Origin of the sequence: Bacteroides finegoldii DSM 17565 (assembly GCF_000156195.1) — a bacterium.
Taxonomy (GTDB): Bacteria; Bacteroidota; Bacteroidia; order Bacteroidales; family Bacteroidaceae; genus Bacteroides; species Bacteroides finegoldii.
Map to the genome: position 1 here is coordinate 164,792 of NZ_GG688322.1, position 20,465 is coordinate 185,256.

The following is a 20,465-nucleotide window of genomic DNA, read 5'->3' on the forward strand; positions in this document are numbered from 1 at the left end:
CTAAGAGGAAACTCTAATTTGAGCGCTTACGATTGAGTAAGTTGACCATATAAAAATAGTAATCAAACGATGTCAGATTATTCAGCTAGAAATAAGAGATTGGCAAAGAATACGATAGTGTTGTACTTTCGTATGTTTTTTATAATGGCACTACAACTTTATACATCTCGTCTTGTATTACAGGCATTAGGTATAGAAAATTACGGTATCTATAATGTCGTTGGAGGTGTGATGGCAATGTTGAATTTTGTTAATATGTCGCTTTCCAATGCTAATTCGAGGTTTGTTTCAGTGGAGATAGGCTCTGGTAATCTAGATAGTGTAAAGAAGCTATTCGGTTGCATTATGTCTATTCATTGCCTCTTTGGCGTTATCATACTTATTTTTGCAGAGACTGTAGGTTTGTGGTTTGTGATGACCCAACTTGTTATTCCTAGTGAACGGATGGTAGCAGCAATATGGGTTTATCAAAGTGCAGTACTTTCATCTATAATTACCATTATCAGTTCGCCATATAATGGTCTTATTATTGCTCATGAGAAGATGTCTGCCTTTGCTGTCATATCCATTTTCGATGCAGTGGCAAAGTTTGGAATAGCTATCTTGCTTTTTTATTCGTTAATTGATCGGTTGATATTGTATGCTGTTCTTCATGTTCTGATTCAGTTGATTGTTTGTTTGATTTATGCCGTTTATTGCAAAAAGAAATTTGAAGAAAGTAACTATCATTTTATATGGAACAAGAAAGTTTCGTTGAGTGTTTTGTCTTTTGCGGGTTGGACTCTTACAGGAAATATAGCAGTAATGGGGTATACTCAAGGTTTGAATATTTTACTGAATATTTTCTTTGGTGCGATAGTCAATGCAGCCCGAGGAGTGTCTGTGCAGGTACAGACTGCTGCAAGAATGTTCTTTGTAGGATTTCAAACGGCTATCAATCCCCAAATTTACAAGTCATATGCCCAAAAGGATTTTGATAGAATGCACGCTCTTGTGTTTATGTCAAGTCGGTTCTCGTTCTTCTTGATGCTAGTGGTTACTATTCCTCTGTGCATGCACACTCAGTACATTCTTGAATTGTGGTTAGGGGATGTGCCTGAATATACGGCAGCTTTTGTACGAATTATGCTGATTGTGGGTCTCATTAATACTCTCCAGAATCCAACAATGACAGCACTTCATGCCACAGGCAATATTAAAAAGGTACAGATAGTCGAGAGTTCACTTCTTTTGTCTGTAGTTCCTGTTGCTTATTTCTGTTTGAAGTTCCTACATATTTTACCTGTTATGGTATTTGTTGTGTATTTTATTATAGAGTTTGTTGCGCAGTTCGTAAGGGTATATATGATATATCCTATGATAAAGTTGAGAATGAAAGATTACTTTATTAAAGTAATGTGGCCAATCTCTGTAGTTACAACTTTAGCTGTGTTAGTATGTTGGATATCAAGTAGAGTGATAGTTGTATCTGATTTTTGGATGTTGCTTGTTGCAATTGCAGTATATGTATTGATAATAGGAGTATGTGTATTTTTCTTTGGCTTGCAGAAAATAGAAAGACAATATGCTATTAAATTAGTACATGAGAAGGTAATGAAAATTTGTTAGTTTTAATTAGATGATATTTTGATACAATCAGTCATTAATAAACCTTTCATAAATAAGGTTTTAATGTTATTTCTAGTATGTTATGCACCTCTTTTCCGAAAGGGTATGCAAGGAGCAGTATGTATCTGATTGTGATGTCTATAGCTAATGGAAAATCAAGTAAGATTTATCATATTCTGAGTGCAGCTGATTTATTGAAGTATCGAGTTTTTATACCTGGTCAGGATTATTCTCCTACATCAGCATCTACTGTCATGGATGCTATTTTATCTTTTGATGCTGTTAAGGAGAAGGCTTTTGCTGCAAGGTATTACCAAAGTTATTCAAATATGATGCTTCAGGTTCTCAATCAATTAAAAAAATAACGATGATTTCCGCTTGTATAAATATACAAAGCAACTGTAAGTCATGGCTTCGCAAAGCATCTATGATGATTCTTGCGTTGTTGCCGATACTGGCTTGGTATAAGATTCCATTTCCAGTTGGTTTGGGGTACACTTTAATATTGTTTTTGTCAACATATATTATAGTCAGAAACAATTTTAAAATTAATGTGGTTCCTATTATATTCTGGCTTTTGTTTGTGTATATTTGTCTGATATGGATATATCATCACCATTTTGAATTATGGACTCTGATTCCTCCGGGTGGATGGCTTTTCTTTTTATTCTTTCTTGCCCTTATAGGAGGTGTACTATCTTTTGATTTTCAGTTGCTTAAGAGATATATGCGATGGGTGGTTCTGATTTCGGCTGCTTTGTTTTGGGTGCAGTTTTCTTTGAAATTAGCCACAGGTTCTCATGTATTTTGTTTTGTACCAAATCTCACAGGTGCATTTACTTATGAGGGGATGTCGTATGCAGAACTTGTTGCCCATCAGATGTCAGGTCCGCGTCCATGTTCGATATTCCTTGAACCATCATATATGGCTTATTACTATGTGAGCTATCTGGCTTTGATATGGTTTGAAACTAATAAACAGGAAAAGTGGTTGAATAAGGAGGGCATTCTTATCATCTTCTCTCTCGTAGCTTTGAAGTCTGGTTCCGGAATGGTCGGACTGGTGATTCTTTTTGCTGTGAAAATGTTCAGCATATTTTGGAATGCGAATATTATTAGACGTTTTATAATGATTATGCTGTTCGTTCCATTAATTATTGCTTTAATATATATGTATGTTGGAAGTGAAATGGGACAAGAGATGCTTTTACGAACTGAAGAATTCTCTACTGAAGGAGCGAGTGGTTTTACTCGAGTTGTCGGAGGTTATTTAATGTTTGATCAGCTAACCTTTGATGAACAGATTATTGGTATTCCTGATGCACGAAACAGATTTGGAATAGAGATGTATGACGGAAATTTCATTTTTTACGCTAATGGTGTACAAACTATTCTACTATCTCTTGGTTATATTGGTGCTTTGCTATACGGTCTTTTTTATATAATACTTTTTCGTAATACGAATCTTGTATCGAGGATGTGTATAATTATCTTGTTCGTAATGGGACTTTTAGAGTCAAACTATCTTAATCCGTATATGATGCTATTGACGATTATTCCTTGTGCAGATTATCATTTCACTAGAAATAGGCTAAGAGTCTAAATATGAAAATACTTTATTATTCTCGTACGTGCTTTGGTGATTGTGATTTTCCACTGATAAAAGCACTTATAGCACAAGGTCATGATGTGACTGTGTTATATTCTATGACCCCCCGCTCTTTAAAATCTACAGTGTTCAATATTAATCAGATTATTCCTAAAAGAGGCATATTCCCGTTAACAGCTTATTCTGAGCTGAAAATATTTTCTTCTTATGTCCCTATTGAGAATATTTACATAGCAAACGACCCAGTAGGCCGCTTTGGTTGGAGTAGTTTTATGGTAGCAATGAATGTTTTGTCCTTTTTTAAAAAGGGTAACTATGATATAATTCAATATATTGAAACACCATCATTATTCCATTTTGTGCCATTGTGGTTCTTTAGAAATAAATTAGTCGTTACAATTCATGACGGAAAGCCTCATACAGGGGAAGGTGATAGGAAAGAGGATATTCGTCGTTCGATTATAAAGTGGTATGTCAAGAAGTTTATTGTTCTCAATAAAGCCGAAGTGGATGTATTCTCAAAAGGATACAATGTGCCTAAAGATAGAATATTCACATCGCATTTAGGATATTATGATATGCTTCGTATGTATGGAGATGTAAATAAGAAAAAGGAGAATTATGTACTTTTCTTTGGACGTATTTCTCCATATAAGGGGGTAGAATATCTTTTTCGGGCGATGGAGAGGGTGCATAAAGTCCATCCTAATGTAAAAGTCATTGTTGCAGGTAGTGGAGAAATGTATTTCGATGCTTCAGAGTATGAGAAATATGATTATGTAAAGATTCTTAATCGATTTATAGAGCTTGATGAACTTTCTGATCTAATCCGTGGTGCATTATTTACAGTGTGTCCTTATACTGATGCAACACAGAGTGGAGTAGTATATTCATCATTTGCCCTGAATACTCCTGTAATTGCTACCAATGTAGGTGGGTTACCTGAGATGATTGATGATGGTAAGACAGGAATAATTGTTCCTCCTAAGGATGTAGATGCTCTTGCCAATGCAATACAATCATATCTTGATAATCCTGTTTTTCTTCAGCAGATGAGTGAGAATATAGCTGAGAGTGCAAGATTAGGAAAAGGTTCATGGAATGTAATTGCTAAAGAATATGTTGAAATATATAATAAATAGAGTCAGATGAAGAATAAAGTTTTGGTAATTGGTGCAGACCACCATAATACTCTTGGTATAGTTGAGAGTCTCGGCCAAAAAGGGCTCAATTCTTATGTGCTTATAGTTGGCGAAAATATAAACAGCTTTGTACTTAAAAGTAGGTACGTAATAGAAGGTTGGGTATGCTCATCACCAGAACAAGTGGTTGATGAAATGCTAAAACATTTTTCTGATACAAAAAACAAGGTGATAGTGTATTCATCGTATGATAACGTATCTTCTGTGCTTGATTCTTCTGTTCAACGGCTAAGTCCCTTTTTTATACTTCCAGTAACAAATATGCCAGGAAGTTTGGAACGTAAAATGAGTAAAGAATATATGTCTGATCTTGCAAGAGAGGTTGGGCTTGATGTTCCTCGTACGTGGATGGTATCTGATAGGAAAGTGCCTGCAGATATTGAGTTTCCATGTATAACCAAGGCTATTTCAAGTGTGGAGGGAAGCAAAAAAAATATTAAAATTTGTAAGAAAAGAGAAGAATTGGAGGAATTTTTAGCGAATTCTGAGCATTGTCCGATTATACAGATTCAAAAGTTTATAATAAAGGATTTTGAATTTCAGTTTTTAGGTTGCTCAATGGATAATGGAAAACATATAATTATCTCAGGGCGTACACATATTGATCGTCCTAACGGAATAGATAATACTTTCTTTTTGAAATTTGATCAGGTTGAACCGGAGTTCTTAGATACACTTAGTAAGGCTAAAGAGTTTATTAAAAGGGTTGGTTATTCAGGAACCTTCAGCATTGAGTTTTTGAAAGAAAAGTCAACGGGTAAGAACTATTTTACAGAAACAAATTTCAGAAATGATGGAAATGCAATTTGTCAAACATCGGCTGGTATGAATATTCCATATATTTACTATTTGTATTATTCTGGAGGTGATTGGCAAAAAGAGTTGTCGGTGTCCACTGTTAGTACTACTTATTTAATGCCGGAAATATATTATTTTAAGTGCATGCTGAAACGTGAGTTCTCATTGAAAGAGTGGTGGCGAAATTATCGACGTACAACATGCTTTATTACCTACTTTAAAGAAGACCAAAAGCCATTTTGGCATAGTTTATTTAGAGAACTCAAAACAACACTTAGGAATCGATTGTAAATTCTATTATTTATGAATGCATTGCGGAAATTGTATAAAGAGCTGACTTCTCTTCATTGGGAAATCGGTTTCTTGGATAATACTTTTGAAGGTATTGTTAGAGGTGATAAACTTAAACTAACTCTTGTAACTCATAATTTCCCCAATTCTTGGTTTGCCGATCCGTTTATTCTTGATGTAACTGATGATACTATCATAGTATTGGTGGAGGAAGTGACAAAGAAGATTTCTAAGGGAAGAATCTCGAAGTTAGTGATTGACAGGAGGAACAATTACGTTATAGAGAAGAAAGTGATATTGGAACGTCCAGGACATCTGAGTTTTCCTATTATATATCGTAAAGATGATAAAATATATGTTTATCCAGAAAACAGTGAAGATGGTGTACTTAATATCTACGAGTATAATCCTATAAATGACGACATGACATTGATTCATGAATTGTCTGACAAACCATTAACAGATGCTGTATTTACAGATTTGTTTGGGAAACCTCAATTATTTACAACACAAGCCGAGTATGCAAATGGCTTTCAGCTTGACCAATATGAGTGGAGTGACACGAAGCAACAGTTTGTATATGTGACGAGTAGCATTTTTCCAGAGCGTATTGCCCGAATGGCTGGATATTTTTTCAAAGTTAATGGAAAGGTGTATCGTCCTGCACAAGAGAGTAATACTAATTATGGTCATGCTATCTCTTTGCAAGAAACCTCTTTTGTTGATGGAAAATGGGTCTTTAGGGAAGTTAGAAGAATGACATCACCTCATTTCGAATTGAGTCAGTCATTTCATACTTTGAATTCTTACAAAGGAGTGATTGTTGTTGACGTACTTGGTAAACGTTATCCGTTAGCGAGTAAAATGGTGAATGTGGCTGCTGTTTTAGCGAAGAGGATTTTAAAAAACTAAATTGCTATGAAATTTGAACACTATAAAACTAGAAACGGGAGCGAAATAGATATTCCTATTCCCACAAGTTACAGAGACTGTCTTGAACTCCTGAAAAGTGATTATTTTAGGATTTATGGACGAGTCGATAGTCTTGGGGTAATATGGTTAAAGTCATTTCGTGATAGGGCACTTAAACATTTGTTTTGGTTGAGATTTGCAAGTTATCGTGGCTGTTTCTATCCTATATGTAAATTGCGTCATGAACATTATAAACTTAAGTATGATTGTCGTGTTCATGCCGGATCTAAGATCGGCTATGGTTTGTATTTAGGGCATGCAATGAGCATGTGTGTTAGTATTAGGTGTATTATTGGAAATAATGTTAATTTGTCTCAGATGAGTAATATAGGTACAAATGAGGGTAATCAAGCAATTATTGGCAATAATGTATATATAGGTCCTATGACTTGTTTGATAGAAGGTGTACATATTGGCGAGAACTCATTGATTGGTGCAGGTTCAATAGTAACGAAAGATGTTTATTCGAATAGTACTGCCGTAGGAAATCCTTGTAGAGTAATTGGAGAGAATAAACATCCTGAGTACATTCAAAATCGATGGTTGATTAAAAGATAAAAAATGGGGGTATAAAGACGCATTTACCTTTTTGATTGTTGAAATATTTTAACTGTTATTGCTGTGATATATATAGGTAATGTCACTATTTATGAGTATGTGAATATTGGAACAAACAGCAGCAAATCAGCAATCATTGGAGATTATGCAATCATAAATTCTCGTGTGTGTATTGTAGAGCCAGTAAATATTGGAACTGATGCGGTGATTGTGGCAGGATCTGTGGTTACCAAAGATATTGAGCTTTTTGTGATTGTCGGGGGTAGTCCTGCAAAGAAAATAGAAACAAAGTAATAATGAAAATAGTAGAACTCATAACATTCTTAGCCGGTGGAGGTGCAGAACGCTTTGTTGTCGATTTAAGTAATCAGTTAGCTAAAGAAAACGAAACATATCTTGTTACTATTCTGGATGATAAGAAGGAAACGGAAGTTAGGAATTTTTTTAGATCGGAGATTTCTGATAGTGTACATTATGTGAATTTAGGGCTTCCGAATGGCCTCAAGTTGTCTAGTCAGTGGAGGGTATATACTGCTCTCAAAGCATTCAATCCTGATGTGATTCATGTACATATGATTCCTACCCTTAAATATAGTGCATTGGCTATAGGATTGCTTTCTTTTTCGAAGAAAGTGTATTTTTCCGTACATAGTGATTTGCATAATGGTTACGATAAGGGACTGCTGAGGTTGTATTGCAATATTTTGGGAAGATTGGGCCGTTTTAAATTGTCTTGTCTCTCAGAAAAGAACTATGCTGATTTTAAGGCATTTTATTCGCGCACCCCTATACGTTGTATAACTAATGGACGAGCTCCAATAGTTTCTACAGATTTATTTGGAGCGGTAAGCAATGAGATGAATCTGCTTAAAAACAACGCTTCCTCCCTCTTACTGATTCATGTTGCGAGATGTCATCCGGTAAAAAATCAGAAGCTTCTGATTGAATCAGTGAACATACTGGTACAAGAGGGTTACAACATTGATCTGATTGTCGTGGGTGCAGGATTTAATACTCCGGAAGGACAGTCGATAGTATCAATGGCGTGTAATAGGATCCACTTTGTCGGGCCTCGAAAAAATGTGGCTGATTATATGCTAAATACCGGTATTTTTTGCCTATCCTCAAATTTTGAAGGAATGCCAATCACACTTCTTGAAGCAAGTCTTGCGGGACTTCCAGTTGTGAGTACTCCGGTGTGCGGAGCTGTGGATTTGATTAAAGATGGTGTAAATGGCTTTCTCAGTAAATCTCATAGTTTGGAAGATTACAAGAATGCTTTAATAAAAGCCATTGATAATTATGATTCAATTAAGGAAAATGCAATGAGCATGAAGGACAATAGTCCTTATACAATTGCTGAGTGTGCAAGAAAATATGTGGAATACTTTAATGAATAAACAGTATGTCTGAATCAAGGATATTTGAGAAAGTTCTGTTTGTGGGAATGGATTACAAAATCCCCAAAGGAGGTATTGCTAGTGTACTCAATACTTATTCTACTTTTATTCATCCTTTCAAGTTTGTCAGGACTGCTGCAGGTGAATTGAACAATGTGCAGAAAGTATGGTATGCTGTCAGTGGATATTTGTTGCTCATTTGGAAACTTTTCACTGATCGAAAAATTGAGATTGTACATATTCATTCTGCTTCCGGTACTAGCTTTTGGCGAAAGACCTGTGCAATAAAGATTGCAAAGATGATGGGGAAAAAAGTAGTTTTTCATTGTCACGGAGGTGGCTTTAAAGAATTCAGACTCTCGAATATTAAAAAAGTGGATGCTATCTTAGCAAAAGTAGATTGTGTCGTGTGCCTTTCCGGTGAATGGAATAATTATTTCCAGAGTATCGGATGTAGGCATATTGTGACTATCAAAAATGTGATAAGAGAACCAAATATTGAGAATGTTGAAAAGAATGGAGTTGTACATTTTCTATTCCTTGGACTAATTTGTGATAACAAAGGTATTTTCAATGTTTTGAAGGCGATAGGAGATCATAAGCAGGAACTTCAAAATAGGATAGTTTTGCATATAGGGGGGAACGGGGAGACAGATAGACTTCTTTCAATTATCAAAGAGCTGGGAATAGAAACATTAGTAAGATTTGAGGGGTGGGTTGATAAAGAGAAGAAACAATATTTATTGAATTTGGCGGATGTTTACATTCTTCCTTCATTTATTGAAGGTGTGCCTATTTCCATTCTTGAGGCTGAATCATATCATAAACCTGTCATAACCACTAATGTAGGAGGGATTCCTTCTATTGTGCAAGATCGTGTGAGTGGGGTGTTTGTCACTCCCGGAAATGATAAAGAGATATATCTGGCTATGAAAATGATGGCTGAAAGTGAAGAGCTTAGGCAGAAGTATGGTGAAGCTAGTTACAGAATAAGTCGGGACTATCAGCCTGAGGCTATAAAAAAAGAATTAATAGGGTGCTATGATAAAATTTTAAAAACGAGTAGTATAAGATAGGATGAGTTGCGCTAATCTCTTGATTGGATGTACAACAGATTTACGATTATAGTATAAAGACTGTCATTACAAAAGACTTATTGAAAGATATCAATATTTTATAATATACTGTTATGAAGAAGAAAGTCATTCTTGCAGTTGTAGCTTTGTTTTGTAAACTTCATTTGTTGAAGCCTATACAAGTGGCTCGGTTGAAGTACTTCTACAAGTTTCATAAGATGCCGAATTATGAGCATCCTACCGATATTAACGAAAAGATTAATTGGAACAAGTTTTATGGTGATACTAGCCGATGGGCTGACTTAGCTGATAAATATAAGGTTAGAGAATATGTGCAGTCTTTAGGACTTGGAGATACACTGGTAAAACTTTATGGTCGATGGGACAAGGCAAGTGATATAGATTGGGACAGGCTTCCCAATCAGTTCGTCTTAAAAGTGAATAACGGTTGTGGTGATATTCTTATATGTCGTGATAAAGATAAGCTTGATAAGGCTACTGTTATAGATACTTATGATAGACTTGTATCAATTAAATATGGTGATGTTACGGGTGAACCTCATTATGCCAGAATTCAGCCTTGTGTCATAGCAGAGGAGCTTCTTGATATTAATAAACAGTCTATCAATACCTCTTCGCTAATTGATTATAAGGTTTGGTGTCTCAATGGTAAACCATATTGTATATGGTGTGCTTGGAACAGAGGAAAGGAAGGGGCTGATACCGGAGTCTATGATTTGGATTGGAATTATCATCCGGAGTGGTCCGTATTTACGGAGCATTACAGACAAGGTAAAGAAATTCTTCCTAAACCAAAGTGTTTTGAACGTATGCTTGAAGTTGCATCTAAGTTATCTGAAGAGTTCCCTATACTTCGTGTTGACCTATACGAAGTAAATGAAAAAATATATTTTGGAGAACTTACTTTTACTTCACTCGGCGGATTTATGGATTATCTTACTTCAGAAATTCTTTTGGATATGGGAAGCAAAGTCAGAATAAATGAAATATCAGAAGAATATGTACATGTTAAGTGTTGAGAGTGTATTGAAAATCAAACATACACAATGTTTTTAGGTAGATATATAGATATGTTTTTTATAGGGAAAAAAATCAGACGAAATAGTTTATTGATGCAACAGGTATTTACATTTTTGCTTTTTGCAATAGTGTTGTTGTGTCTGTTTCCTTTGTATGCTATACAAAAGGGGGTAAAGCCATATTCAGATAATAAAGAAGTAAATAGGTATATTAAGGAGGTCTACGTAAGGAATGTTCCGGAAAATTTTGATTCGCAAAAAATAACAATTTGTTTTGGACTAAAGTCTAAGAAAACTGGACGTTATTATAATTATATCAGAATAGGTGATGAAAGCAAGGGACCTTCAGGCTATGTGGAAATTTTATCTCATCTTTACGATACTTATCAGGAGGCAATATCGGCTTCCAAAACTTATAAAGGTATTATTGAAAGCAAGGTTGGACTGTTAAAGTGTGATTTTTCTCAAGTACCTGACGCTTATTCAAAGTCGTTTGTTTGTAATTATTATGATATCACAAATATTGATAATTCTCCTGATATAAAGCAATATATGCGGAAGAATAGAATGCTGATTGAGACGACAAAAGTTAAAACTAAGGCTTTGAAGAAAGCTATCAATGGTAAAAATACATATCAGTGTGAAGATCAGTTTGCGGATTTGTCAGAAGTGGTTATATATCGGAATGGTAGAAGAGTGAAGCCCGAGAATTATACTCTTTTCAAACAAGGGAAAGTGCAATTTAATGATTGCGAAAAAGTAGTACAAGGACAAGTGTTTTTTGAGTATGACCGTAATGTAAAGCATTATAAGCCATATTCCAATGACTTGTCTTGTGACGTTTCGGAATTTCAAGATGTCCATAATGGTGCTGAAGGGATGATGTATTCGTTTGTACCAGACCCAACAGGGGAAAAACGCAATGTGTTGATGATAAACTGCAAAAGTTTACTCAAAGAAGCCTCAAATATGAGACAGCAGTTTTCTTTGGCAAAGTATCCGTTAACTTATTTCAAAGATAGAATCAAGTTCTTTCTACCCGAAGATATGAAAGAAGCTATGTTGTCATACCCAAAAGCTATTACATGGTTTAGTATTCAAGGGTCATGGTGTAATTTTGGCTCATCTACAGGTCAGAAAACAGATATGTATTCTGGTTCTGCCAATTCTTTCGGGATATCAAAACCTGCTCCTGATTCAAAAGAACTCTATTTCCATTTACTTTGTCGGAGGAGACACTGTGATGTCAATATTGGTCTTGAGAACTATGATGACTTGAATGACGAACTTTCATCTTTTCTAGTGAAGGCCGGTGAATGGATTACAATTGAACGAGAGTGGAAAGTGGGTAATCCGGGAATATGTAATCATACTATTATTGATTCCGAAGGTAGGCATGAGTTTTATGTAAATGCATATAATAGTGTATGTGATCCTGAGAATGAGCCGGAACGTTATGCAGACAGATACGCAGGAACAAATCCGTACAACGTCTGCTTTCCTTTTATTTGTAAATTATATACGAGTAAAGAATTGGCACAATATTGCATTGATATGATAGGGAGCTGTTATTTATATTATAAGGATTATGAATTGATAGAGGCTGAGAATGTGAATGCATTAAATAAAGAATAGATAAATGGTGACATATGGTAAAATTGAATAATATAGTAATTTTTGCCTGTAATGAAGGAGGGCATTTTGCTCAGCTGATGGCTTTGAAAGAGCTCTTTAGCAAGTACGATTCTGTTATACTCACCGATAATAAACGCGCAAATAAAGGAATACCGTCACTTAAAGATGTAAAAGCGATTGAGTTTGCGATGGCGTTTGCGGATAAACGTGATGAACTTACTAAGGATAAAGATCGTAAATTGACTCATGCGAGTTATCTGTCTGCCTATTGGAAGCTCTTCAAGCAGTGTCATGCGATATGGAAGAAGTATCGTCCGAAAGTGATTATCTCTACAGGAAGTAATATTGCAGTGCCACTTTGTTTTATTGCGAAGTTTTATGGTTCCCATTTTGTGTACATTGAGACTCGCGCCAAAGTGTATAACAAAACTATTTCAGGTAAGATCGTAGAACGCTTTGCAGACAAGGTTATAGTCCAGTGGCCCGAAATGGTTGATGTTTATAAGGGACATGCAGAGTATTATGGAACCTTAGTATAGGAGGACAAGAATATGATTTTTGTAACAGTAGGAACACAGCCTAATGGTTTTCTTCGTTGTTTACAGGAAGTAGAGATGCTTATTGGGAAATATGGAATTACGGAAGAAATTGTAGCGCAGATCGGAAATACCGACTTCGAGACCAATAAGTTTACAACCATACGCTTTACCGGTGAAAATGAGTTCAAGAAATATATCAAGAATGCTTCTGTTGTGATTTCTCATGCTGGTAGTGGTGCTCTTTTTAACAGTATTAAAGCAGGCAAAAAAGTGATAGCCATGGCTCGTCTGCATGAATTCAATGAAATGGCCGATAATCATCAAATAGAACTCGTTAAGAAACTTAGCGATGGCGGATATATTATTGACGGAACTTATTCTCTTGTAGAAGCATGGCCAAAACTTGAGGGTTTTGTTCCCAGAAATAATGACTTCAAATGCGAGATAGTGCCAGTATTGGACAGGTGGATTTCTGCGTGGATGGAGCAAGAAGGACGACGGATAAGTAATTTATAGCGAGGAAACCAATGAGGTGGTTATTTTTTGCATAAGAATAAGAATTTAATTCAGTTCTATTTAGGAGTATAGGATATCAGTACTGGAAGAAATAATAGAATAACATAAAATAATTTATCAAATGAATATCCTCATTACCGGAGTCCACGGTTTCGTCGGCTCAAATTTAGTGAAAGCGCTTTCGCCTGAGAATACAATATATGGTCTGGACATTGTGGCTCCAGAGAAGGACGGTATAGTAAAGACTTTCTCATGGAATGATCTGGGTGGCATTGATTTGCCGCAGATTGATGCTGTTATCCATCTTGCTGGTAAGGCACATGACACTCGGAACAAGAGTGCGGCGGATGTGTATTTCAAGGTAAATACAGGTCTTACTCAGCGTATTTTTGATTGGTTTCTTGCCAATGAATCTGCAAAGAAGTTTATATTTTTCTCTACCGTAAAGAGTGCTTCTGACAAAGTGGAAGGCAAATGCCTTACAGAAGAATGCGTTCCCACTCCCGTAGGTCCTTATGGAGAGAGTAAAATTAAAGCGGAGGATTATATAATCGGGCATTTCGCACCTGAAGCTCTCAAACGTCCTTATCACAATTTTGATGATGGTGACTCTCTTGTAAAAGGGAAGAATGTGTACATTATACGCCCTTGTATGATTCACGGTCCTGGAAACAAGGGTAACCTCAATCTTCTTTATGGAGTAGTGAGCAAGGGGATTCCATGGCCTCTTGGTGCTTTTGAGAATCGCCGTTCGTTTACCAGTATTGGAAATCTTTGTGTAGTAATTGACGGATTTTTAACTAAGAATGTACCTTCGGGCATTTACCATATGGGAGACGATGAAGCTCTTTCAACTAATGAACTCATTCAGGTTATTTGTGAGGCTCTTGGTAAGAAAACTCATATATGGTGCATTCCGAAAGGTCTGATGAACGGAGTTGCAAAAGTGGGTGGGTGGTTTCATCTTCCGCTCAATCCTCTTCGGATGCAGAAGCTCACAGAAAACTATGTAGTGAGTAATGCCAAGATCAAGGCTGCTCTTGGCATTACGCGGATGCCGGTAAGAGCGAAGGATGGATTGATGGACACTATTAGAAGTTTTAAGCAGTAGAATGATTATGAATGCATACTTGACTTACGGAATTATTTTTGTGATTCTATTGGCATTAGAGTTATGCTATTTCAAGGTGGCTGACCACTTTAACATTATCGACAAACCCAACGAACGCTCATCGCACTCTACGATTGTATTGCGTGGCGGAGGTATAATCTTTTTAATTGGTATCTGGATTTGGAGCGCTTTCTTCGGATTTCAATATCCCTGGTTTCTAGTCGGCTTGACACTTGTAGCAGGCATTAGCTTTGTAGATGACATCCATTCATTACCGGACTCTGTAAGATTGGTTGCTCAGTTTGCAGCTGCCGCAATGGCATTCTATCAGCTCGGCATATTGCATTGGTCAATGTGGTGGATAATATTACTGGCACTAATAGTCTATGTCGGTGCCACGAATGTGATAAACTTCATGGATGGAATCAATGGTATCACAGCAGGCTACTCTTTGGCTGTATTGATACCGTTGGCACTGGTGAATATAAATGGTGTTTTTGTAGAACAGAGTTTGATCATATCAACGATTCTTGCTTCATTGGTGTTCTGTATTTTTAATTTCCGTCCGAAGGGTAAAGCGAAATGCTTTGCAGGGGATGTCGGCTCTATCGGCATTGCTTTTATCATACTGTTTCTGTTAGGTAATGTGATGATCGAGACAACGGATATTACTTGGCTGATATTCCTGTTGGTATATGGTGTGGATGGCTGTCTGACTATTGTACATCGTATTATGTTGCACGAGAACTTGGGCGAGGCACATCGTAAGCATGCTTATCAGATTATGGCTAATGAGTTGAAAGTGGGGCATGTAAAAGTTTCATTACTGTATACGGTTATGCAGTTAGTGATTTCTCTAGGATTTATCTATCTTTGTCCCGATACGATGTTTGCTCATTGGTTATATCTGGTGGGTGTATCAGTTGTATTGGCTATTGCTTACATATTGTTCATGAAAAAATACTATCGTTTACATGAAGAATATCTCATATCATTGAAACAATAACGATTATGGAATTTGATAAAGAATTTTTAGATAAGTTATTTGAGCAAGCTATGGAGAATCCACGTTTGCGTCAGAACTTCGACCTACGCACTTCACCTGCTGATACCAGTCAACGTATGCTAAACGCATTGTTGCCGGAAACTAAGGTGCCCATCCATCGACATGAAGATACTACCGAAACAGTAATCTGCCTGTGTGGTAAGTTGGACGAAGTTATTTATGAGGAAGTAGTTTCGTATGAGAAGGATACGGACGATTTTCAGAAGGGGGTGAGTGTACAAAATGTAGCTCGTAAGGTTGAGTATCGGGAAGTACAGCGTATCCATCTCAATCCTACAGAAGCCAAGTATGGTTGTCAGATACCTAAGGGTGCATGGCATACTGTAGAAGTGATTGAACCATCTGTCATCTTTGAGGCTAAAGATGGAGCTTATACTCGTTGAACGATGAAAAACAATGAATAAGAAGTACTGAAAGTGCTTTTTAATACGCTATGTTATAATTGAACATTTACAGTGAGATGAAAAAATGTAGGTCCCTAGATTCATGTGACAAACATGAATCCCTGCATTTCCAAAAAATACCAACTGTCTGTGAAGATCGTTGGTATTTTTTTTATACAATAAGGCTGTGGTGGAAATCTATAAGAAGCTACTTTTGACAAGAAATTACTTGAGAATACTCTTTCACCGCATCAAAGCACGGACATCCTTTCATTGGATTCAAGTCCCGGTGTCCCACAATCAACGCTTTCGGAAACTGTCTTTTCAACTCCCTCAACAAAGCGAGCAAAGCTCCTTTTTGCTCTAATGTACGCGTATCTTTCGGTTTCCCGTTCGCATCCAGCCCTCCCTCATAACAAACACCAACCGAATGGGCATTATGATTACGGCAGTGTGCCCCGACCTTTTCTAACGCACGTCCCCGGTGGATCTCCCCATTACGAGTAATGTAAAAATGATAGCCAATATCACGGAAACCACGGTGCAAGATATGATCCTGTCGGCAAGCCTCCGCCGAAAGGGACTTTCCTTCCGGCGTGGCACTGCAATGAATGATAATTAATGTAATAGTCCGCATGGAGTTACATGCAACTTTGTATTCCGAACACACCTCCGATGGCGGTGGCTACAGTGATAACGATTTTGAGAACTAAGCTCCATACAGAGCGGGGAGATGATGATTTACTCATAATAACAGGTTTTAAATAAATTAATAATAGTTTTCTTTTACCACAGATCTACACAGACTCACACAGATAAATAATCGACTACTTTAGCAACTACCAATTCAATATAATCTGTGGAAATCCGTGTCCTCCGTGGTGGATCTTTTAAGCAGCCGGGTCGGGCGCTTCGCCGCCTCCGTCCGGTTTCGGGTCAGGGGTGTCACCCGAATCAGAACCTCCTCCGGCAGTTGTCGGTTTCTGATATTCCGCCTGCTGCTTCAACTGGCTGTCGAGTTTCAGATTATTGGTCGACAGATTACCGGTGGCACGGGCTTTCAAACGCATGCCGCTAATATTCTTCTCCAACGAAAACTCTTCCAGCGCATCGGCTGCCTTACTGCGAATACCCACACCAAAAATGGCAAGATCATCAATTTTCACACACTTGCCGTCTAGCAACAATTCCTTGATGCAATCCACCATATCCGAAAGCACACCTTTGATGACACCACCGGAATACGGTGAATTGTGCTTCGACATGTGTTCGGCAAGCTTTGCCAAATCAAACGTCTCGTCGCTTACTGCACGGGCGAACCACTTACCCGCATTCAAGCCTTTCTTCTGCTGGTTCTGATAAATTTTGTAACGAATCATAAAACAATAAATTAAAGGGTTAAACATATTGTCCGGGGATTCTTTTCCCTTTCGACGATACAAAAATACTACTCCGGATCTCCCGGAAATCAGCTGTGCACGGTTGTGTCTGGTAGCGGTCGGTTATTTGTCATTATAGTCGGTTATTCAATGGAAAAACGTTGGTTATATAGCCGTTTTTTGTTATTTTTGTAACAGTAAATCAGAAATATATCCATCATGAGTGAATTTAAAATACGTGCTTACGGGCGCATGGAACTGGCGCAACTCTATTCTCCACAACTAACTGACATTGCTGCCTATCGAAAGATGAAGAAATGGATCTCCTTGTGTCCCGGACTTCTGCAACGCCTGTACGACTTAGGCTACGAATCAAAGCGACGCTCATTCACACCATTGGAGGTGAGAGTGATTGTGGATGCTTTGGGAGAGCCTTAAATAAAGCGTCGCTTTATGGTGTCTAAAGCACCGCTTTACGATGTCTAAAGCTTAGCTTTACACCTCCTAAAGCGATGCTTTATGCAGGACAAACGATTGTTTCAGTCAAAACGGATGTGGTAATTGAAATGACTACTGCATCCGTAAGTAAAACGGGTACAGTAGGTACACTTTTTCCGGTTCACTCATACACACACGCACGCGCATACAACCCTTTACCGTCCATACTGACTAATATTCCGCGCTTGGTGAGCCGTTTCAACCAAGTGAGGGCTGTGTTTTCCTTAATTCCCATGGCAACTGCTTCTTCCAATAACTGTGTACGAGTAAATTCATCACCCAGTTTCTGGAAGAGATAATCACGATCGGCATTAGGACGATGGCTGACTTCTGTACTGGGGAGGAACGATAGAATATGCGTGGCATGGCAGTAGAGAGGTTCCGCAAGACTAAGCACAGCATGAAAGTCTTCCTGTGAAATGGATACATCCCAACGAGTGATGATGTCATCTTTGCGGTTGTCCGCAGGAATCTCCTTGTCCGGTGTGAAAGGAGAGGTGGGAGAAGTCTTGAAGTCGTAGGGCTGCGGGCTTTCGAGGGCACGCAATACAGCTACTTCCGACATGATTCTGCATAGATTGACGGCCAGACGTGCCACAAAACTATACATTTCCCTTCCATTAGCTACACTGGAGCGCTCAAACAAGTCGGAAAAGACGGTGTCGATTTCTTCTTTTTGTTCATCCGTAAGTTGCAGAGTATGAATGCCGTGTGTTTTTATCACGCTCAACTTTTCTTTCCATTCCAGTCCCATAGCGGTGAATATCTCCTCCCAATCTATCTCGTTGTCCATAAATTGGCTGATCCATTTACTGATTCCGCACATGTAATAATATAATTGGCGGGAGTATGATCCGTCTTCTGCTGTCGGAATGAAAGTTTGCACCTGCGACGGCGTACCCGAAATCAGGACGGAAAGATAGCTTTTCTTCACTTCCCGGTATTCCTGGTCGGTGCGGCGGTTGTAGGACAAGCGGTCGTGGTCGAACGCTTTGCGCAGGGTGTCGCTCCAATGACCGTGGTCCGATCCGATGGCGGTGGAAAGAGTGTCCGCTTCCGCTTCGCAGATAAGTCCGGTTCCGTCGGAGTCCATGATGTTTTGCAGGATACCCGTACCGGTGTTGTTGCCCGAAATGAGGAACATCCTGTTAGGGGGCATTTGTGGGGCCTCCTTTTTGGTTCGTTCTTTCCCCATTGCATCATACTCGGCTTTCTCTTTTTTGTATGCTTTCATCTGTATGGTCACTTCTTTGCGGATCTCGTCGTGGATAGGTTCTACGAGTAAGCGGATGTAGGAAAGGATACCTTTGCCGGAAGCCGAAGGAGCCACTACGAAACATTGGAGGCTGGGGTGATGGTATTTGCCGCCATATAGGCATCGCACGTGGCGCGACATACAGGCACCCAGGGCAGTGAGCGCTCCCAATAACATGATGTCGTGTTGTATTGGGCTGCTCCCGGCTTTTATGATACGTTGCAAGAATTCCGGCCAGTCGTTTTTCGGAAAAGTGGGTAATTGATGTTGCGGTTCACTGCCCGGTAATAGTTCTTCTTCCCCTTCTTTATCATCGGAGATATTGTCATTTCCCACCTTATTATACGCGCCCGTGTGTGTGGGAAATTTGCGTGCTGTACCTGCTGTACCTTTTGTACCTGTGGGATGTTTGGGCATTTCTTCTATGCAGATGCTTACTCCCGTCGCTTCGGCCAGGTGGAAAGCGGTGCCCAAGTGCACTTCTCCACGTTGGGTGTGGAGTGCGTTGGAGAATACCCGTTCGGCATGTTCGCGCTGATATTTGGGAGACACCCGGCACAGGCGATGAAAAAAGTCACGTCCTGCTTCACCGCAATCCGTTGCGATGGCGAATGACAATTGTACGTATTCAAGATAGGTGGGAGCAATGTCCGCTCCTGCCGCTTCGACTGCTTCGGTGAGACGGCATAAAGATTCAATATCGGTCATTTGGATTTATGATTTTTGATTTATAATTTATTCGTTGGTGGTTCTGAACAATGCTTCCGGGTCGTAACTAAGGAAACAGGATCTCACGAGATCTTTGCCGGAGAAATCGACTTTGGATTTTGTTTTGGAAGAAACTGCTGTTATCGTATTGTATGCCGTCTCTACGTACCGCATCGCCCAACTCATGTTTTCTGTGATATTTTTGGTATCATTTATCGTGGAGGAATAATGGCAGGGAACAAATGCTTTTACACCCAGTCCGCTGGGACTGATAAAGGTGAGTACAGGTTGTAGGAGAGGATCGTCATAGAGCATACGTCGCATTTCCACTGCTTCCTGATAAGAGTGGAGATCGTCTACATCGACTATCACCAAGTGAGACGGGGAGACAAAATCCTTGCTGCTACGGCGCGTGAATGTGCCGCAGGGGGTCACATACGGTAGTAATGACGCTTTGGCGGCTCGTAAATCTTTGGAGTTGCGCACTTGTTCGGTCAGGGCTTTGAGGTTCTCGTTGCAAGTAATCATTTGGAAAACTTGTTCGATGGAGACTTCGCAGAAGGGGATAAGTGTGGGAGGAGCCATCAGTCGGCCTTGTTTGTCTTTGATAGGAGCGATAGGTGGCATAAAATAGGACATTCTGTAATTGTTGGACATAATTTTTTGTTGTAATGAATTAAAAACTTTACTTTTGTGGAAAATACATAAATATGTTTCAAAACACGGCGTAAAATTAGTAAATGCAAAATAGACATCGTCCCGACATGTTGGGATGAAAGTGGAGATTATTAATCAATATAGTTTAATTTTAACAATAAAAA

Annotated in this window: 23 protein-coding genes; 18 read left to right on the forward strand and 5 right to left on the reverse strand. The window is 38.5% G+C overall.

Annotated features, from left to right (window positions below; genetic code table 11):
• Positions 1-69 precede the first annotated feature (69 nt).
• The 17 genes from BACFIN_RS11340 to BACFIN_RS11260 all read left to right on the forward strand — a co-directional run bounded on the left by BACFIN_RS11340 (position 70) and on the right by BACFIN_RS11260 (position 15,804).
• The gene (locus tag BACFIN_RS11340) at positions 70-1,608 is read left to right on the forward strand and encodes an MATE family efflux transporter (RefSeq protein WP_007752446.1); all 1,539 of its coding nucleotides are present in this window, start codon (positions 70-72) and stop codon (positions 1,606-1,608) included.
• A 119-nt stretch (positions 1,609-1,727) separates the two neighbouring features.
• Complete coding sequence (locus BACFIN_RS11335) at positions 1,728-1,973, forward strand: hypothetical protein (RefSeq protein WP_007752448.1); 246 nt, start codon at positions 1,728-1,730, stop codon at positions 1,971-1,973.
• 2 nt (positions 1,974-1,975) lie between these two features.
• Positions 1,976-3,211 (forward strand): hypothetical protein, encoded by a 1,236-nt coding sequence (locus BACFIN_RS11330; RefSeq protein ID WP_032839515.1) that lies wholly within the window; start codon positions 1,976-1,978, stop codon positions 3,209-3,211.
• A gap of 2 nt (positions 3,212-3,213) precedes the next feature.
• Positions 3,214-4,359 (forward strand): glycosyltransferase family 4 protein, encoded by a 1,146-nt coding sequence (locus BACFIN_RS11325; protein WP_007752453.1) that lies wholly within the window; start codon positions 3,214-3,216, stop codon positions 4,357-4,359.
• A 6-nt stretch (positions 4,360-4,365) separates the two neighbouring features.
• Positions 4,366-5,508, forward strand: coding sequence for a hypothetical protein (locus tag BACFIN_RS11320; RefSeq protein WP_007752455.1), 1,143 nt, complete (start codon positions 4,366-4,368; stop codon positions 5,506-5,508).
• Between the two features lie 12 nt (positions 5,509-5,520).
• A complete protein-coding gene (locus BACFIN_RS11315) occupies positions 5,521-6,420 on the forward strand; it encodes a glucosamine inositolphosphorylceramide transferase family protein (protein WP_004303590.1) in 900 nt (299 codons plus the stop codon).
• A 6-nt stretch (positions 6,421-6,426) separates the two neighbouring features.
• Positions 6,427-7,038: an LbetaH domain-containing protein gene (locus tag BACFIN_RS11310; RefSeq protein ID WP_004303589.1), complete on the forward strand. Its 612-nt coding sequence runs from the start codon at positions 6,427-6,429 to the stop codon at positions 7,036-7,038.
• 63 nt (positions 7,039-7,101) lie between these two features.
• On the forward strand, positions 7,102-7,332 hold the full coding sequence (locus BACFIN_RS23595) for an LbetaH domain-containing protein (RefSeq protein WP_007752458.1): 231 nt from the start codon (positions 7,102-7,104) through the stop codon (positions 7,330-7,332).
• Positions 7,333-7,334: 2 nt separating this feature from the next.
• The gene (locus BACFIN_RS11300) at positions 7,335-8,438 is read left to right on the forward strand and encodes a glycosyltransferase (protein ID WP_007752459.1); all 1,104 of its coding nucleotides are present in this window, start codon (positions 7,335-7,337) and stop codon (positions 8,436-8,438) included.
• A 5-nt stretch (positions 8,439-8,443) separates the two neighbouring features.
• Positions 8,444-9,514 (forward strand): glycosyltransferase family 4 protein, encoded by a 1,071-nt coding sequence (locus tag BACFIN_RS11295; RefSeq protein ID WP_007752461.1) that lies wholly within the window; start codon positions 8,444-8,446, stop codon positions 9,512-9,514.
• Between the two features lie 113 nt (positions 9,515-9,627).
• The gene (locus BACFIN_RS11290; protein WP_007752464.1) at positions 9,628-10,554 is read left to right on the forward strand and encodes an ATP-grasp fold amidoligase family protein; all 927 of its coding nucleotides are present in this window, start codon (positions 9,628-9,630) and stop codon (positions 10,552-10,554) included.
• 93 nt (positions 10,555-10,647) lie between these two features.
• The gene (locus tag BACFIN_RS11285) at positions 10,648-12,189 is read left to right on the forward strand and encodes a hypothetical protein (RefSeq protein WP_230325574.1); all 1,542 of its coding nucleotides are present in this window, start codon (positions 10,648-10,650) and stop codon (positions 12,187-12,189) included.
• Positions 12,190-12,203: 14 nt separating this feature from the next.
• Positions 12,204-12,728 carry a PssD/Cps14F family polysaccharide biosynthesis glycosyltransferase gene (gene pssD, locus BACFIN_RS11280; RefSeq protein ID WP_007752470.1) on the forward strand — a complete coding sequence of 175 codons (525 nt, stop codon included), beginning with the start codon at positions 12,204-12,206 and terminating at the stop codon, positions 12,726-12,728.
• Between the two features lie 12 nt (positions 12,729-12,740).
• Entirely contained in the window at positions 12,741-13,244 is a 504-nt protein-coding gene (locus BACFIN_RS11275; protein ID WP_007752474.1) for a glycosyltransferase, read from the forward strand.
• A gap of 121 nt (positions 13,245-13,365) precedes the next feature.
• On the forward strand, positions 13,366-14,355 hold the full coding sequence (locus BACFIN_RS11270) for an NAD-dependent epimerase/dehydratase family protein (protein ID WP_007752477.1): 990 nt from the start codon (positions 13,366-13,368) through the stop codon (positions 14,353-14,355).
• A 7-nt stretch (positions 14,356-14,362) separates the two neighbouring features.
• Positions 14,363-15,361 (forward strand): MraY family glycosyltransferase, encoded by a 999-nt coding sequence (locus BACFIN_RS11265; RefSeq protein ID WP_032839538.1) that lies wholly within the window; start codon positions 14,363-14,365, stop codon positions 15,359-15,361.
• Positions 15,362-15,366: 5 nt separating this feature from the next.
• Positions 15,367-15,804 carry a WbuC family cupin fold metalloprotein gene (locus BACFIN_RS11260; protein WP_007752482.1) on the forward strand — a complete coding sequence of 146 codons (438 nt, stop codon included), beginning with the start codon at positions 15,367-15,369 and terminating at the stop codon, positions 15,802-15,804.
• 208 nt (positions 15,805-16,012) lie between these two features.
• Here BACFIN_RS11260 and BACFIN_RS11255 read toward each other — a convergent pair whose 3' ends face one another.
• The 3 genes from BACFIN_RS11255 to BACFIN_RS11250 all read right to left on the reverse strand — a co-directional run bounded on the left by BACFIN_RS11255 (position 16,013) and on the right by BACFIN_RS11250 (position 17,183).
• On the reverse strand, positions 16,013-16,441 hold the full coding sequence (locus tag BACFIN_RS11255; protein ID WP_007752484.1) for an N-acetylmuramoyl-L-alanine amidase: 429 nt from the start codon (positions 16,439-16,441) through the stop codon (positions 16,013-16,015).
• Positions 16,442-16,445: 4 nt separating this feature from the next.
• On the reverse strand, positions 16,446-16,553 hold the full coding sequence (locus BACFIN_RS22615) for a smalltalk protein (RefSeq protein WP_004303578.1): 108 nt from the start codon (positions 16,551-16,553) through the stop codon (positions 16,446-16,448).
• 141 nt (positions 16,554-16,694) lie between these two features.
• A complete protein-coding gene (locus tag BACFIN_RS11250) occupies positions 16,695-17,183 on the reverse strand; it encodes an HU family DNA-binding protein (RefSeq protein ID WP_007752492.1) in 489 nt (162 codons plus the stop codon).
• A gap of 219 nt (positions 17,184-17,402) precedes the next feature.
• Here BACFIN_RS11250 and BACFIN_RS11245 point away from each other — a divergent pair, with 219 nt between their 5' ends.
• On the forward strand, positions 17,403-17,621 hold the full coding sequence (locus tag BACFIN_RS11245) for a DUF4248 domain-containing protein (protein WP_004295574.1): 219 nt from the start codon (positions 17,403-17,405) through the stop codon (positions 17,619-17,621).
• A 181-nt stretch (positions 17,622-17,802) separates the two neighbouring features.
• Here BACFIN_RS11245 and BACFIN_RS11240 read toward each other — a convergent pair whose 3' ends face one another.
• Both BACFIN_RS11240 and BACFIN_RS11235 read right to left on the reverse strand, forming a co-directional pair.
• Positions 17,803-19,644 carry a DUF3987 domain-containing protein gene (locus BACFIN_RS11240; protein WP_007752498.1) on the reverse strand — a complete coding sequence of 614 codons (1,842 nt, stop codon included), beginning with the start codon at positions 19,642-19,644 and terminating at the stop codon, positions 17,803-17,805.
• A gap of 27 nt (positions 19,645-19,671) precedes the next feature.
• Positions 19,672-20,301, reverse strand: coding sequence for a BT4734/BF3469 family protein (locus BACFIN_RS11235; RefSeq protein ID WP_032839516.1), 630 nt, complete (start codon positions 20,299-20,301; stop codon positions 19,672-19,674).
• Positions 20,302-20,465: the final 164 nt, after the last annotated feature.